14 protein-coding genes and 1 pseudogene are annotated in these 16,256 nt (G+C 62.1%); 8 read left to right on the forward strand and 7 right to left on the reverse strand.

Annotation, left to right across the window (positions count from 1 at the left end; translation table 11 throughout):
* The 8 genes from EOC93_RS00980 to EOC93_RS01015 form a co-directional block, all read left to right on the forward strand.
* A partial coding sequence (locus EOC93_RS00980; protein ID WP_245461342.1) for a dihydrodipicolinate synthase family protein occupies nt 1–837 on the forward strand: 837 nt, incomplete at its 5' end.
* 93 nt (nt 838–930) lie between these two features.
* Nucleotides 931–2,430, forward strand: a complete 1,500-nt coding sequence (locus EOC93_RS00985; protein WP_127203615.1) for an aldehyde dehydrogenase family protein — start codon at nt 931–933, stop codon at nt 2,428–2,430.
* 53 nt (nt 2,431–2,483) lie between these two features.
* Entirely contained in the window at nt 2,484–4,121 is a 1,638-nt protein-coding gene (locus EOC93_RS00990; protein WP_126103489.1) for a choline dehydrogenase, read from the forward strand.
* A 78-nt stretch (nt 4,122–4,199) separates the two neighbouring features.
* On the forward strand, nt 4,200–4,880 hold the full coding sequence (locus tag EOC93_RS00995) for a GntR family transcriptional regulator (RefSeq protein ID WP_127203616.1): 681 nt from the start codon (nt 4,200–4,202) through the stop codon (nt 4,878–4,880).
* 243 nt (nt 4,881–5,123) lie between these two features.
* Nucleotides 5,124–6,278 (forward strand): PotD/PotF family extracellular solute-binding protein, encoded by a 1,155-nt coding sequence (locus EOC93_RS01000; RefSeq protein WP_127203617.1) that lies wholly within the window; start codon nt 5,124–5,126, stop codon nt 6,276–6,278.
* Between the two features lie 83 nt (nt 6,279–6,361).
* Entirely contained in the window at nt 6,362–7,240 is an 879-nt protein-coding gene (locus EOC93_RS01005) for an ABC transporter permease (RefSeq protein WP_127203618.1), read from the forward strand.
* Between the two features lie 3 nt (nt 7,241–7,243).
* Nucleotides 7,244–8,032, forward strand: a complete 789-nt coding sequence (locus EOC93_RS01010; protein ID WP_127203619.1) for an ABC transporter permease — start codon at nt 7,244–7,246, stop codon at nt 8,030–8,032.
* Between the two features lie 12 nt (nt 8,033–8,044).
* The gene (locus EOC93_RS01015) at nt 8,045–9,130 is read left to right on the forward strand and encodes an ABC transporter ATP-binding protein (RefSeq protein WP_095483759.1); all 1,086 of its coding nucleotides are present in this window, start codon (nt 8,045–8,047) and stop codon (nt 9,128–9,130) included.
* A 99-nt stretch (nt 9,131–9,229) separates the two neighbouring features.
* On the opposite strand, the pseudogene EOC93_RS35280 reads toward EOC93_RS01015, so the two are convergent.
* From EOC93_RS35280 to EOC93_RS01050, 7 genes and pseudogenes are all read right to left on the reverse strand, one after another.
* Nucleotides 9,230–9,430: pseudogene (locus EOC93_RS35280) on the reverse strand (AbrB/MazE/SpoVT family DNA-binding domain-containing protein); the annotation flags it as partial.
* 99 nt (nt 9,431–9,529) lie between these two features.
* Nucleotides 9,530–10,462 carry a nucleoside hydrolase gene (locus EOC93_RS01025; RefSeq protein WP_095484003.1) on the reverse strand — a complete coding sequence of 311 codons (933 nt, stop codon included), beginning with the start codon at nt 10,460–10,462 and terminating at the stop codon, nt 9,530–9,532.
* Nucleotides 10,463–10,473: 11 nt separating this feature from the next.
* The gene (locus EOC93_RS01030) at nt 10,474–11,487 is read right to left on the reverse strand and encodes a nucleoside hydrolase (protein ID WP_095484004.1); all 1,014 of its coding nucleotides are present in this window, start codon (nt 11,485–11,487) and stop codon (nt 10,474–10,476) included.
* Between the two features lie 11 nt (nt 11,488–11,498).
* Entirely contained in the window at nt 11,499–12,485 is a 987-nt protein-coding gene (locus EOC93_RS01035; protein WP_095483760.1) for an ABC transporter permease, read from the reverse strand.
* Nucleotides 12,473–13,513 carry an ABC transporter permease gene (locus tag EOC93_RS01040; protein WP_127203620.1) on the reverse strand — a complete coding sequence of 347 codons (1,041 nt, stop codon included), beginning with the start codon at nt 13,511–13,513 and terminating at the stop codon, nt 12,473–12,475. The genes EOC93_RS01035 and EOC93_RS01040 overlap by 13 nt, the downstream gene beginning before the upstream one ends.
* Nucleotides 13,514–13,529: 16 nt before the next feature.
* Entirely contained in the window at nt 13,530–15,056 is a 1,527-nt protein-coding gene (locus tag EOC93_RS01045; protein WP_164759008.1) for an ABC transporter ATP-binding protein, read from the reverse strand.
* Between the two features lie 177 nt (nt 15,057–15,233).
* On the reverse strand, nt 15,234–16,238 hold the full coding sequence (locus EOC93_RS01050) for a BMP family ABC transporter substrate-binding protein (protein WP_095483763.1): 1,005 nt from the start codon (nt 16,236–16,238) through the stop codon (nt 15,234–15,236).
* Between the last annotated feature and the right edge of the window lie 18 nt (nt 16,239–16,256).

Consider the following 16,256-nt stretch of genomic DNA (forward strand, 5'->3'; position numbering starts at 1 on the left):
ACACAGGCAAGCATCAACCGCCTCATCGACAATGGCGTTTCCGGCATCATCGTGTTGCCGATGCTGGGCGAGAACGCCTCGCTGCTGCCGCAGGAGAAGGAAGCCGTCATCCGGGCAGCAAAGGAAGCCGTTGCCAGCCGCGTTCCGCTTCTCTCCGGCCTTGCCGAGATTTCGACCGCCGGCGCGGCCGCGGGCGCTCGCAAGTTCCAGGATTACGGTGCCGAAGGCCTGATGGTGTTTCCGAGCCTCGGCTACAAGACCGACCCGCGCGAAACGGCCGAATGGTACAAGGCGATCGCCGGCGCCAGCGACCTGCCGATCATGATCTACAACAACCCGATCGCCTATGGCGTCGACGTCACGCCCGCCATCCTCAAGGTGCTGGCCGAATGCCCAACGATCGTGGCGGTCAAGGAAGAGACCGGTGACGTGCGCCGGGTCACCGACATGTTCATCGAACTGGGCAGCCGCTTCGATATCTTCTGCGGCGTCGACGACCAGATCGTCGAAAGCATGTCGCTCGGCGCGACGGGCTGGGTTTCGGGCATGACCAATGCCTGGCCGAAGGAATGCGTCGAGATTTTCAACCTGTGCGCATCCGGGAATTTTGCCGGGGCACGCGATCTCTATCGCATCATGACGCCGTCCTTCCATCTCGATACGCATGTGAAGCTGGTTCAGTACATCAAGATGGCCGAGCACCTCGTCTACGGCGCGCCCGAATGGACCCGGGCGCCGCGACTGCCACTGGCCGGCGAGGAGCGCGAGCGCGTCGTTGCCACGATCAAGGCGACGATCGAGCAGCTTAAGCAGGCGCAATCACGCCGGGCCGCCTGATCACACGCGGACGTCTGGGTCGGCGCGCAAAGCTCCGCGTCGTCGGTTGCGCTTCGAAAGCCGCAGCCGATGGATGTGTCAGGGATGGATTGTATGGATAAAGTTCCAATGTTCGGCGTGTCCGACCTGAGGCAGACGCGCGATACAGCGCGGCGGCTGGACACGTCCTGGATTGGCGATGGGTTTTCCCGCGACGGCGGCTCCGAAGTCAGAAACATCATGTCTCCCTTCGACGGGGAGACGATCAGCGAAGTCGCCTTTGCCAGCGAGAGGCAGGTAGATCTCGCCGTGCAGGCTGCCCGTACGGCGCTCAAGGCGGACTGGGGCACGATGGGGCACGAAGGACGTGCGGCGTTGATCCGTGCGCTGGCGGACGCCGTCGAAAAGAATCGGCTCGAATTGGCGCTTCTCGAAAGCCTCGACGTCGGTAAGCCGATCCTGCATTCCTACAATGACGATGTGCCGACGACGGTCGGCGTGCTGCGCTGGTATGCCAGCCTGACCGAAACCGCCTACGATCTCAGCCCCGCCCGTCGCAATGGCGTGCTCAGCCAGATCGTGCGCGAGCCGCAAGGCGTGGTCGGCATCGTCCTGCCCTGGAACTATCCGCTGACCACGCTGGCGCTGAAGATCGGCCCGGCGCTGGCCGCCGGCAACGCGGTGGTCTGCAAGCCGGCCGACGATACGCCGCTCACCACGCTGCGGCTGGCGGAACTCGCGGTCGAAGCGGGTTTCCCGGCTGGCGTCATCAATGTCGTGCCCGGCACCGGCGCGGTTGCCGGAAAGGCGCTGGGCCTGCATGGCGACGTTTCGGCGATCAATTTCACCGGTTCGACCGCCACAGGGCGGCGCTTCCTGCATTATTCGGCCGATTCGAATTTGAAGGAAATTTCGCTGGAATGCGGCGGCAAGAATCCTGCCATCATCCTGCCTGATGTCAAATCGCTCGACCGTTTCGCCGATGGCCTTTCGACCGGCTTCCTGATGAATTCCGGCCAGCTCTGTTCATCCATATCGAGGGTTCTCGCGCCGCGCACGCTGGAAGGCGATCTTCGCGACATGCTCGCCGCCAAGATGAAGGAATGGCCGATCGGCGATCCGTTCGATCCGGCCACGCGCATCGGGCCGCTGGTCAGCGACGCCCATGCGGCCAAGGTCAATCGCGCCATCGATACCGAGAAGCGGCACAACAATGATCTCAGCATGTCGGCAGCAGAAATTACCGGCACATCGCCGCGCCTGGTCGAGCCGGTCGTGTTCTTCAATGTCGCCGAAAGTGCCGATGCCTGGAGAGAGGAAATTTTCGGCCCGGTTCTGTCCGTCAGGTTCTACGACGATCTCGATGGCGCGATCCGCAGCGCCAATGACACGCAATACGGCCTGAGTGCTTATGTCTTCGGCGAGAATCCAGACGCAGTTCGCGAGGCATCGGCCACGCTCGACGTGGGATTCGTGGCGATCAACGCCTTCTGCGAGGGCGACTTCACGACTCCGTTCGGCGGCTTCAAGACGTCCGGCTTCGGCGGCAAGGACAAAGGCATTCATTCGCTCGACCAGTATTCCCGTACCAAAAGCATCTGGTGGGCGACATAGGAACTCAGCCTGGCCCGAAACATCCGGTCAGATGCAAGTGAAGGTAAATCGACATGGCTTCCAAGGCGTATGACTATATCGTCGTCGGGGCAGGTGCCGCCGGTTCGATCGTCGCCGCCAGGCTGGGTGAGGACAAGAGCGTTCGGGTCCTGGTGCTGGAGGCCGGGCCGAGCGACAATTCCATCTACGTGCGCATGCCGGCGGCGATGTCCTACCCGCTGACCGACCAGCGCCGGACCTGGAGTTTCGAGACGGGACCGGAGGCCGCGCTCGGCGAGCGCATGATCACGCATGTCAGGGGCAAGATGCTGGGCGGGTCCGGGTCGCTCAACGGCATGGTCTACGTCCGCGGCAATCCGCGCGACTTCGACGGGTGGGCGCAGGACGGTCTGCCGGATTGGTCGTATGCCCATTGCCTGCCCTATTTCAAAAGGCTGGAGACCTATGACAACGGCGCCAATGCCTATCGAGGCGGCGATGGCCCCATCGCGATCACGACGCTCAAAGGCAATCTGCCGGTCTTCAAGGCGTTTCTCGAGGCTGGTCAACAGGCCGGTCATCCACTCAATCCCGACTACAATGCCTATCGCCAGGAAGGCGTCCATATCTACCAGGCGAATATCGACAGGGGTGTGCGGGCGAGCGGCGGCAGGGCCTATCTCAGGCCGGCAATCCGCAAGGGCAATGTCGAGCTGAAGCTGAATGCGCTGGTGCACCGGGTCAATTTCGACGGCAAGCGCGCGGTCGGCGTTACCTACGAGGCTGATGGTGCGACCCACACAGTTGAGGCAGGGCGCGAGGTGGTGCTGTGCGGCGGCGCCTTCAATTCGCCGCAGCTTTTGCTGCTGTCGGGCGTCGGTCGCCCAGACGAACTGGGCAGTCTGGGTATCAAGTCGGTCGCGGACGTGCCCGGTGTCGGCAAGGGGTTGGTCGACCATGTTGCCGTTTCGGTGCGTTACAGGGCATCGCGTCGCGGCGTCTCGCCCGCCATGGACCTGAACATGTTCAAGATGGGCCTGATCGGCGCGCAATGGCTGTTCATGCGCTCCGGGCTCGGCGTGACAAATCTTTGGGAGGTCGGCACGTTCTTCAGGAGCAGTGCGGCTGCCGACTATGCCAACATCCAGCATGAGTTTCTGCCGATGCTGGGCGAACTCATGCACGGCAAGGTCAACATCGAGGAGGGGTTCCAATACCAGACCTGTCTGATGCGGCCGGAGAGCCGAGGCGCTGTTACACTGAAATCGGCTGACCCGCGGATGCATCCGTCGATCATTTCCAACTACCTCGCGCATCCGCAGGACCAGCGGGATCTGATCGACGGCGTGCGTCACACCGACGAGATCATCCAGCAACGCGCCTGGGACGGCATGCGCGGGCAAGCCCTGACGCCAGGGCTCAGGACGATGCCCGATGCCGAAGTGCTTGCCTGGCTAAAGGAAAACCTCGGCACGCAGTACCACCCGTGCTCGACCTGCCGTATGGGCGTCGACGACATGTCGGTCGTCGACGCCGACGGCAAGGTGCACGAGACCGAGGGGTTGCGTGTCATCGATGCGTCGGTCATGCCGCGCATCACCAGCGGCAATTTGCACTGCCCGACCATGATGATTGCGGAAAAGCTTGTCGACCGCGTGCGTGGGCGCGCGCCGCTGCCGCCAGAGACGGTTGATTATGCGGATCAGCGTTGATGCAACGCCGACATTGGACCTCAATGAAATATTGGATACGATCCTGCGACAAGTAGAACGATTCTGAAAGCGCCTGCCATGCCGACACCGCCCAAGCCTCTGTTGCAGCGCCAGACCGTAACCGCGATGGTGGCCGAATATATAGCCGCCAAAATTATCGGTGGCGACTATCCTGGCGGCCACCAGATTCGCCAAGAGGCGATAGCGGCCGAGTTGGGCGTCAGCCGGATTCCGGTGCGCGAGGCGCTTCTGCAACTGGAAGCCGAAGGTCTTGTCGTCATCAGGACGCATCGCGGCGCAGTCGTCTCCGATCTATCGGCTGACGATGCGATCGACCTGTTCGATGCGCGGCTTCTGCTGGAACCCTTCCTCGTCAAAAAGGCCATAGCGCGCCTGTCCAATCAGGACATCGCCAATGTCGAGCGAGCGCTTCGTGACTATGAGGCTGCTATCGCCAGGGGCGATCCGAAGGAGCTCAGCCGTCTCAACTGGGCCTTTCATACGGCGCTGCTCGAGCCGTCGATGCGACCGCGTTCGATGGCGGTGCTACAAACGCTCTACAGTTCGGCGGATCGCTATCTGCGCCTGCAGATCGAGCCGTTGAAGGCGCAGACCAAAGCGCTGCAGGAGCATCGTGACATTTTTGAAGCCTATCGCCTGCGTGACGCCGCCGAGACATCGAGACTGCTCAAGAAGCATGTCGCCGACGCGGCCGAAGAAATCGTCAGCCAACTGAAGCGAGGCGAAGCCGCCGGCTGATCCTGCTTCAGCCGTATCGGCCTTTTCGTTTCGTCGAATCCGGGCGCACATCTGCCTGTCGTTCAAAATCGGCTGACGCGAGCGCAGCCGATCTGGATAGCCGTGACGCCTCCGCAAAATCTTCGCAAGACAATCAAAGCCGAGCGGTGGTAGGGCGAATTCGTTTGACTCTCAAGATTATTGTATCCAATATCCTGTAAAGCAAGATTGTCGTAAATTGCCACCAAAAAAGGGGAATTCGCAATGACACGCAAAGCAGGAGACGAGGTCAATTCGGGCTTGTTCACGTCAGCGATCAGCAGGAGAGCCGTACTCACCGGAATGGCCGGTTTGGGAGGCGGGGCATTCCTGTTGAGGCTGTCCACGCTGCCTGCACAGGCCGCTGCGGGCGGCGAACTCCAGGTCATGGCCTGGGAAGGCTATGACCTGACCAACGAGCTTTCGGACTGGCGCAAGGCAAACGGCGTGACGGTCGAGGCCACGTCGATCGCCAACCAGGATGACGTGCAGGCAAAATTCGTGGCCGGCAATCCGCCGCCCATCGATTTGGCCGAATACAATCAGGCCTATGCCGATCTCTACGTCCGGGAAATGAAGATCGTAAATCCGATCGATATGTCGAAAGTGCCGAACTACAATCCCGACAACCTCTTCGGCCAGTTCTACGACCAGCCGACATGGTTCGCCGACGGGCAACATTGGGGATCGCCTTATATCTGGGGGTTCAACACAATCCTGTTCAATGCCGACAAGCTGGCCAAGCCGACATCCTACGCCGACCTGCTCAATCCTTCGCTCAAGGGCAAGATCGCCATCATGGACGACACGGTAAGCTCCTGGCCGGTCGCCGCGCGCGTTGCCGGCTTTGGTGAGAAATATCCGCTGCTGACCAAAGACGAGCTTGGCAAGACTTTCGCGGAATTCTCCAAATACCGCGCTCAGGCCCGCGTCATCGCCCTCAACCAGGGCGAGCTCGTCAATCTCATGGTTTCCGGCGAGGTCGTTGCAGCACTTTGCGCCGATCCCTCTATCATCACGCAGACCGACCAGCAGAACATGAAGATCGAGATGGCCATGCCGAAAGAAGGCCCGGTCCTGTGGGTGGATGCTTGGTTCATCCCGATTTCGGCGGACAATATCGAGGCCGCTCACGCCTTCATCAACCAGTCGCTCGATCCCGCCGTGCAGGCCAAGGTCGCCATGGCTGTGGTTCAGGCGCCGGTTTCCAAAAAGGCGGTCGCATTGCTCGATGAGAAGTCGCGCAGCCGCATCGATTATGATGCCATTGAGACGATGTTCGCAGCCGGCCTGCCCGGCATTCCGCCGCGGGCATCCGACACCCATGCCACCTATGACGACTGGGTCGCGGCATGGCAGGAATTCAAAGCCGGAATGTAGACTTCCCGCGTTTGAGTCGGCTGAATTGAGAGTTGGCTATCGGCGTCATTGCCGATAGCGCATTTTTGTCCGTGAGAATGTTCATGAAGGCACCACGCTCTACCATGGGCAGTCTGCTGGCGGGACCCGCTGTTCTGTACATGGTCGTGTTTTTCGTCGTGCCGAGCCTGATCCTGTTCGTCTACAGTTTCTGGACGGCGGCCTCGTATAAGATCGTGCCGGACTTCGTGTTTTCGAACTATCTGAATTCGCTGATGTCGCCACTATTCTGGACGGTGACGATCAACGCCATCCTGATCGGGCTGGTCACGGCGTCGATCACGCTGATACTGGCGATCCCGGTCGGCTACTACCTCGTCTATGTCAGCCGCTCGCAGGTCATCCTCTATCTCATCCTGATCACCTGGTTCTCCAGCTATCTTGTGCGCATCTATGCCTGGCGCACCTTGCTTGGCACCAGCGGCGTCCTAAACACCATCCTGCTCCAGGCCGGCATCGTCGACACGCCGGTCGGGGTATTCCTGTTCAGCCGGTTTGCGGTCGCGATCACGCTGATCCACATCTACCTGCCATTCTGCATCCTGCTGGTGGTGTCGTCGCTCAGCGAGATCAAGAAGGACCTTGTTGACGCCGCGCGCGACCTTGGCGCCTCGCCGCTTGGCGCCTTCTTCCGCGTCATCGCGCCCAATGCCGCCAACGGGCTGGTCGGCGCCTTCATGCTGACCTTCGTCATGGTCGCGGGCGACTATGTCACGCCGCAGATGCTGGGCGGCTCGTCGGGCCAGACGACGGGGCTGCTGATCGCCGATCAGTTCCGCAAGACCGGAAACTGGCCCCTCGGTGCCGCCCAGGCCTTCCTGATGTTTCTGGTGTCGATCGCCATCTACTTCGCCGTGATGGGGCTTGGGCGTGCAACAGGTCTGATCGTGAAGCGCCGGCCTGCAAAGAAAGCGGGAGCGTAGCCAGTGGTCCTCAGAATTGTGGTCTGGTCGATCCTGGCGTTCTTGCTGATGCCGCTGGTGATTATCGTTCTGTTCTCGTTCCACGCGAGCCCGTCGCTGTCCTTTCCCTTTGCCGGCTTCAGTCTGCGCTGGTACGCCGATGTGCTTGGCAACGCCCAGCTAGGCTCGGCAATGGTCAAGAGCCTCGCCGTCGCCAGCTTCACCGCGTTGATCACGCTTGTCCTCGGTGCGGCTGCCTCGCTCGCCTGGCTTCGCCTGGGGCCGGGAGGTCGCGCCTTGCTGGAGGTGCTGTGCCTGACGCCGATCGCGCTTCCAGGCCTCTTCGTCGGCGTCTCGCTTCTGGTGCTGTTCGCCCAGGCACGCGTCCAGCTCTCGACGGTCACTATCGTCATCTCGCACGTGGTGCTGGCCCTGCCGATCCTGATCGTGGCGATGCGCGCCCGGCTCGCGCTGTTCGATCCATCCCTGGAGGAAGCCTCGCGCGATCTCGGCGCCAGCCAGATCCAGACTTTCGGCAGGGTGACGCTGCCACTGATCGCACCGACCTTGATCGCCTCGGCCATCCTGGCGTTTGCAGTATCGTTCGACGAGTTCGTCGTGACCTCCTTCGTCGCCGGCACCGAGACGACCTTGCCCATGTATATCTGGTCGATGATGCGCCGCACCGTCACCCCGCTCATCAACGCCATCTCGACGCTCGCTCTCCTGTTCTCGGTCGCCATCCTCTTCATTGCCTGGCTCATCGGCCATCTGCGCAGAAGGTCTGCCGTCGCAGGCCGCACCGTTTCATAAGGATCGACAAGCATGACAATCCGCCCGCCCGTGATCGAGATAGCCGCTGCCCAAAAAATGTTCGGCTCGTTTCAGGCGCTGAGCGACATAGACCTGTCCATTGAACAGGGCGAGATCGTAACCTTGCTTGGCCCCAGCGGCTGCGGCAAGACAACCCTGATGCGGCTCATAGCCGGCTTCGAGGCAGCGACCGCCGGCACCGTCAAGATCGATGGCAAGGATTGTGCCGACCAGCCGCCCGAGCGGCGGCCTGTGAACATGGTCTTCCAGCGCTATGCACTTTTTCCGCATCTCGACGTCTTCGAGAACGTCGCCTTCGGCCTGAAGGTCAAGGGCACGCCCAAGGCCGAAATCCGCGAGCGGGTCCAGCGCATGCTGCATATCGTTCAGCTCGACAGCTTCGCCAACCGCTATATCAACGAGTTGAGCGGCGGCCAGAGCCAGCGCGTGGCGCTCGCCCGCGCGCTCGTCAATGGTCCGAAAGTCCTGCTGCTCGATGAGCCGCTTGCCGCCCTCGATCTGAAGATCCGCCAGCACATGCTGGTCGAGATGAAGCGCATTCACGCCGAGACCGGCGCCACCTTCGTCTACGTCACGCACGATCAGGATGAGGCGATGATCCTCTCCGACCGTGTCGTTCTCATGGAGAAAGGCCGCATCGTTCAGATCGACCGGCCCGAAATCATGTACGCAGCGCCAAGGTCGCTGTTCGCCGCCAAGTTCCTCGGCGAGACCAATCTGTTCGAGGCGACGATGGCAAGCGACGATGCTTCCGGCATGACTGCCGTCACCGCATCGGGGCTCCGCTTTCACAGTTCTGTCGTTCCCGCCGGCGAATTGCGCGGCAAGGTGATCGTCTCAATCCGACCGGAATCTTTCCGCTTCGCCAGAGACAATGACACCACGCAATCGGCGACCGGGCAGGTCGAGGATGTCATCTTCATCGGCAGCAGATCGTTCTATACCATCTGCCTGGCTAACGGCATTCGCGTTCGGATTCAAGTTCAGCGGAGCACCCGCACCAGCTTGCCGAAACCAGGTGAGAAGGCAGAAATTTTCTGGGACTCCGAAAACGTCGTCATGCTTCCGGAAGCCTGATTGCCGGCTGTCGGTCAGATCTTCGGGAAAAGCAAACCTGCACAGGATATGTGCCGCTAAGACCTAACTGACCGGCTGATAAACATTCCGCGGCTCGTTCTACCGGGCATTCGCCTCGTCCCGGTCGAACTTGAAGTCGGCGGGAAGGCGACCGCGGAAGGCGCGAAGCCGTTTCAGCAATTCCTCGGGCGCAGCTTTGCGCGCGACGCCAAGCCGTCCGGCATCGGTCACATGGATTTCAATCTCATCGCCTTCCCTGAGTTCGAGCGCCTCGACGACAACGGCGGGAAGACGGATGGCGAGACTGTCGCCCTACTTCGAGACCCGCATCACGCTCTCCCATAGATGTACGTCCGGCGAGATGTATATCCGCAGGAGGCTAGGACCGAAAGACCCAGTCTAATCCCGCAGCAGATCGAACATCAATTTGAAGAAGCGGTCTGCATCGACTTCATGCGCGATGCGGGCATTGTCCTGTTCGCCACGCTCGCCCCAGAAATCGGCAACGGTCGCACCGAATGCGTAGCTGCCCGACAGATTGACGCCGATATGGGCGGGACGCGTGCGCACCAGCGTCGGGTCGATGGCCAGCGCCAGCACCAGAGGATCGTGCATCGCCCCACCGACGCCCATCGAGTTGCGATGCAGCTTCTCGTAGAACAGCAGCCAGTCGTTGACGAGCCGGCCGAGCGGCGTGTCGATGGTTGCGAGCTCGGCATATTGTGGCGCCTCGATCAGCACCTGCATGGTGACATCGAGGCCGACCATCAGGATCGGCACACTACTGTCCAGGACGATCTTCAGCGCTTCCGGGTCGCAGAAGGCATTGAACTCGGTCGGCGTGATGATCTCGCTCCTGCGATAGAACACGCCGCCCATCCAGATCAATTCCCTAATTTTGGGCAGCACGTCGCGATGCTTCAGGATCAGCAGGCCGATATTGGTCAGCGGGCCGGTGGCGACCACCAGAATCGGCTCGGGCGAGGCGCGCAATGTGTCCGCGAGGAAATCGACCGCGTGCTGCTTGACCGGCTTGATCGTTGCCTGCGGCAGGTAGGGGGAGCCTTCCAGGCCGCTTGGCCCGTCGGCGGTGCCAAGCACCAAGGGCCGCGCCAGCGGACGGTGGCAGCCCTGCGCCACCGGAACGTCGCCGGCGCCGATGAATTCGAGGATGCGCAGCGTATTGGCCGTCGTCTTCTCGACCTCGGCGTTGCCGCAGGTCGTGGTGACGCCGAGCAGTTTGATGGCCGGCGAGCGATGCGCCATGACCAGCGCAATGGCGTCGTCGTGACCAGGATCGCAATCGAACAGGATGGGAGTTGCAGTGGTCATCGTATCGTTCCTCACGCCGGCCGCTCGTACTGCGCGACGGTCTGTTTGAACATGTTGAGGAAGCGCCGGCCGTCGAGGTCGGTGCAGATGCGCGTGGTCTTCGGTCCGCCGCCGGGCAGCAATTGCCTGCCGCGATAGGCGACGGTCTGTCCGCGCGCTATACGCCCGTCCAGCACGACGTCAACGAACAGCGGCTCGGTCATCGTGGCAAGGCCCGGATCGAAAGCCAGCGCCACAGTGATCACGTCGTCCATCGGGAAGCCGACCAGATCGAAGAATTCGCGCCAGATGTCGATATAGATCGGAAAGCTGTTGGCGATCATCTCGAGAACGGGATTGTCCTTGGCGCCGGCCTGCATGTCCGCGAGGTCGTCGCGCGTCAGCATCGAGGCGGCGACGCGGTTGTCCTCGCAGATGTCGAGCGGTACGAGGATCTTGTCGACATCGGCGTTCAGCACGATGCGCGAGGCCTCCGGGTCGGCCCAGATGTTGTATTCCGACAGCGGCGTGATGTTGCCGGGCGTCTGGAAGTTGCCGCCGAGCACCAGCAGGCGCTTGAGCACCTCCGTCAGCCGGGGTTCCTGCAGCAGCGCCATCGCCGCGTTGGTCAGCGGGCCGGTCGTCACCAGCGTGATCTCGCCGGGATTGGCCATCACCGTTTCGATGATGAAGTCGACAGCGTGTCCCGGATTTGCCTGGCGCGACGGCTTCGGCGCCGGTGGATTGAATTTCTTCAGGCGGTCGCCGAACCGCGCCACGAGCCGCTTTTCGAAATGGACCGGCGCTTCCATATCGGCCTTGGCGTTGCCGACGATCGGCCGCCATGCACCGGCATGAACCGGGATGTCGTCGCGCCCGGCAAGCCGGAGCGTGTTGAGGACGACATTGGTGACCTGCTCGATCGGGCCGGCCGCACCCGTCACGGTGGTCACGCCTTCGAGCCGGAGGTTTGGGTTCGCCGCGGCAAACAGCACGGCGAGAATATCGTCGCCGGCAGAATCCACGTCGAGGATTATGCGTTCCATGGAAAGTTCCTTCATGAGGGATGTTTGCCGTCAGGCCCGGGATTCTTGTCCACCGACAGCAGTTTTTGCATTGAAGCCAGCGTCTCCATGATGATCCTTGGGCGCGCCCGGTACGAGAGGGCGAACAGCGCCGTGAGCGCGACGACATAAGGAACTGTGAGGACCAGATAGGACGGATAGCCGAATGTCTGCAGGCGCAGCGAGAAGGCATCGGCGAAGCCGAACAGCAGGCAGCCGGCCAGTACCTTGAGCGGATCGCCGTTGGAGAAGATCAGGATTGCCACGGCCATGAAACCACGGCCCGATGACATGTTCTCCGTAAACATAGTTATGTAGCCGAGCGACAGATGCGCGCCGGCCAGCCCCGCCAGTAATCCGCAAAGCAGCGACGCGGTGTAACGGACGCGCGTGATCGAGATGCCGAGCGCCTCGGCGGCTTCGGGCTTCTCGCCCACGACGCGGATATAAAGCCCGAGCCGGGTGCGGTTATAGAACAGGACCAGCAGCGGCACCGCGATGAACGCGACATAGACCATCGGCGTGAAGCCGGAGATCAGCGATGCCCATGAGCCGAGAAGGTCGCGGGCGCCGGGCAGCTGGACTTTCGGCAGGCCGACGATGCCTTGGCCGACGATGGAGCCTCGCGTGCCGAAGATCGCCTTCATCAGCGAAATCGTCATGCCGCCGGCGAGAATGTTGAGCGCCAGCCCGACGACCACTTCATTGGCTCGGAAGCTCACCACCAGAACGGCAAAAACCAGGGCAAAGGCGAGCGCCGCCGCAACACCGCAGGCGACGCCCAGCAGCGCGGAACCTGTCCAGATCGAGCCGAGGACGGCGAAGAAGGCGCCTGCCAGCATCTGGCCTTCGAGGCCGATGTTGAAGATGCCGGCCTTGGTGGTGAATGAGCCGCCGAGTGCGACCAGAAGAATGGGAGCCGTGGTGCGAAGCGTTGCTGCGATCAGCGCGACATTGACGAGCTTGTCTAGAATTTCCATCGCCGCTCCCCTGCCTGGCTGTCGCCGCGCCGCCTGACCAGAACCTGCGCCGACACGCTGAGGATGATCAGCGCCTGGATCACGGTGATGATCTCGCGCGACGCGCCGGTATCGACCTCGAGCAGCAGCGACCCGTTGCGCAGCGCGCCGAAGAACAGCGCGGTGAAGATGGTGGCGACCGGCGAGCCATTGGCGAGCAGGGCAGCAATCAGCCCGTCGAAGCCGAAACCGGGAGCGAAGCCTTCCATGAACCGGTGATGGACGCCGAGCGTCTCGACGCCACCGGCCAGTCCGCCAACGGCCCCTGAAAGGAGCAGAACCAAAAAGCCCTGTCGTTTCACGTTGACGCCGCCATATTCGGCGAATTTCGGCGCCGAACCGACCATCGTCACGCCATAGCCCCAGCTGGTGTAGCGAAAGACAAGTGCCGCGCCGATCGCCAGCACCAGACCGATGACCAGGCCCCCGTTCAACCGGGAAAAGTCGAAGATCCCCGGCAGATAGGCCGTCGGCAGGATCGGCGGCGTCTCCGACCAGCCACCTGGTCGCTTGAACAGAAAGATCGTGAAATAAGAGGTCAGCAGCACCGCAACGTAGTTCGACAGGATCGTCGAGACGACTTCGTTGGTGTTGTAGCGGGCGCGGAAATAGGCCGGGATCGCAACCCACGCGGCACCCGCCACAATCGCGAGTGCCAGCGCTGCCAGCATGTGAATGCCCGCGGGCAGGGGAAAGGCGAAGCCGACCCAGGCGGCAGCAAAGCCGCCGAGGAAAAGCTGGCCCTCGATGCCGACGTTGAACATGCCGCCGCGCAGGCCGACGCAAGCAGCGACGCCGCAGATCAGGATCGGTGTCGTCTGCAGCAAGGTTCCGGCAATCTTTGCCTGATCACCGAAGGCGCCGCGCAACAGCGTCATGAAGACACGTACCGGGCTTTCACTGACCATTAGGATGATGATCGCGCCCATGAGCAGCGCCACGGCGACGGCGATGATCTGACCGGACACGGCACGCAAACGATCGTTCATCTTGGAGACTCCGGCATCATGCAGGCTCCGCGGCGAATTCCGGCACGGCCACGCCTGCCATCATCATGCCGATGCGGTCTTCATCGGCATCGTCGCCGGCGACCTCGCCCATGATCCGTCCGTTGAACATCACCAGGATGCGATCGGCAAGGGCGGCAAGTTCGTCGAGTTGCACGGAAATCAGCAGGATTGCGCGGCCGGCAGCGCGCTGGCGCATGATCTCGTCATGAATGGCTTCCTGCGCGCCGATGTCGACGCCGCGCGTCGGCTGATCGATCAGCAGGAAGTCGGCGCCGTTGGTGAACTCGCGCGCCAGCACGACCTTCTGGATATTGCCGCCCGAAAGCCGCTTGACGGCATCGCCCGATCCTTGCGCGCGAATATCGAAATCCTTGATCAACTTGGAAGCGTTTTGGCCGATGGCGTTCCAGTTGAGCACGCCGCCGCGGCTCCATGGCGCACGATGCTGGCGTCCCATCAGCATGTTTGCCGCAATCGATGCATTGCGGTCGACCCCGCGCACCATCCGATCGCCGGGAACATGCGCCAAGCCGGCCTCGCGGATTTCGGCGGGGGAGAAGGTGGCGAGGTTCCGGCCCTTCAGCCGGGCTACGCCATGGCTTGCCGGCCGCAGGCCCGAAAGCACCTCTGCCAGTTCCGTCTGGCCATTGCCGGCAACGCCGGCGATTCCCACCACCTCGCCGGAGCGGATGTTGAAGTTAACGTCGCGCAGCGCCGGCAACCGGCGGTCGTCGCGCGCCCACAGTTGCTCGACTTCGAGGATCACATCGCCGTGCTGCGGTTCGCGCGGACGGCGATCGAAGCTGACCTCGCGGCCGACCATCATGCGCACCAGTTCGTCCTTGCTGAGCTCAACGGTTGGGCGCGTCGCCACCCTCCTGCCGTTGCGCAGCACCGTCACGGTGTCCGAGACCTCCATCACCTCTTCCAAATGGTGCGAGATGAAGATCACCGTCATGCCATCCGCCACGAAGCTGCGCAGCGTCTGGAACAGTTCACGGCTCTCCTGCGGCGTCAGCACCGCGGTCGGCTCGTCGAGAATGATGGTGCGCGCGCCGCGCACCAGCACCTTCAGGATCTCGATGCGTTGCTCTATGCCGACCGAGAGCAGTCCGACGCGCTCGGTCGGATCGACCCGCAGCCCGAAACGCTCCGACAGTTCGCGCGTGCGCGCAATCTGCGCGGCGTGATCGATCAGCCCATGGCGGCGGATCTCCATGCCGAGAAAAACATTGTCGGCGACCGAGAGCGAGGGAACCAGCTTGAAATGCTGATGCACCATGCCGAGACCGGCCTTGATGGCGACGGCGGGGTCGGCGACCACCGTCTCCTCGTCGTTCAGCCGGATCGAGCCCTCGTCGGGTTGCAGGAGACCGAACAGGATGTTCATCAATGTCGTCTTGCCGGCGCCGTTCTCGCCGATGATGGCGTGGATTTCGCCCCGGCGCACGGCAAGGTCGATGCCGTCATTGGCGATGAATGCGCCGAAACGCTTGGTGATGCCCGTCAGCGCGACAGCCATCCCAGCGACATCGGGGCCAGCGACATTGGCGCCGGCCGCATTGTTGCCGGCATTGTGGGGGGTCGAAGACCCCGACGCGTTCGACACCTTGCTTCTCGCAAATTGGACGCTGATCCGTCGCCGCAAGCCGTAGCGGATCAGCGTAGCGCTTTCCTGGGAGGATGCGCGGTTGTTGTCTTACTTCGCCTTGGCGATCTCGATCTTGCCATCGAGAATGGCCTTCTTGATCTCGTCCAGCTTTGCCGTCACATCGGCCGGGATCGTCGGGGCGATATCATCGCAGACCTTGACCTCGACGCCGCCCGAAGCGAGGTCGAAGGTGCGGGTGCCGGCGGCCACCTTACGGCCCTCGACTTCGTCCTTGATCAGCGTGTAGACGGCGATGTCGCCGCGCTTCAGCATGCTTGCGAGCACATTTCCGGGGGCCGTACCGCACATGTCGATGTCGACGCCGATCGAGTATTTGTCGACCGCAGCACTTGCCTGCATCACGCCTTCGCCCGTCGGGCCGGCGACGTTGTAGACGATGTCGGCGCCCTGGCCGTAAAGCGCCTGGGCAAGCTCGCTGCCCTTGGCCGGGTCATCGAAGGTTCCGGCGAAGACGGAGTTCACCTTCACGTCGGGCGCGGCATATTTCGCGCCTTGCTCGTAGCCGCCGAGGAAGTTGCGGATCACGGGGATATCACGGCCGCCGACGAAGCCGATCGCCATGCCGTCGCCGATCTTAGGGAATTCGCTGCCCTTGGCCTCGATCATGCCGGCGAGCGCGCCGGCGACGAAGGATCCCTGCTCCTCCGCGAAATTGGCATAGATCATGTTGGGATTGTCGAGTACGCCGTCGATGAACACGAAGCGCTGGTCGGGATAGGCTTTGCTGACCTTCTGCAGCGAGTCCACCAGTTCCCAGCCCATCACAAAGATCAGGTCGTACTGCTTGGCCTTGGCAAGGTTCTCGAACTGCTCCTCGTAGTCGAGCGCGCGATTGCCGGTGTCGACCAGCTTCAGGTCGATGCCGAATTCGTCCTTGGCCTTGTTGAGGCCGTTGACGATGGAAACACCGAAGCCCTGTGCAAAGTATCCCGAGATGGCGGCCACGGACACTTTGTCCTGTGCCGCGGCAGATCCGAACGACACGGCAAGCATCGTGCCGGCCAGACATAGATTTTTGAGCGCCCTTTTCATGTCATTCCCCTTCAGCTT

Source organism: Mesorhizobium sp. M6A.T.Ce.TU.002.03.1.1 (assembly GCF_003997275.1).
Lineage (GTDB): Bacteria > Pseudomonadota > Alphaproteobacteria > Rhizobiales > Rhizobiaceae > Mesorhizobium > Mesorhizobium mediterraneum.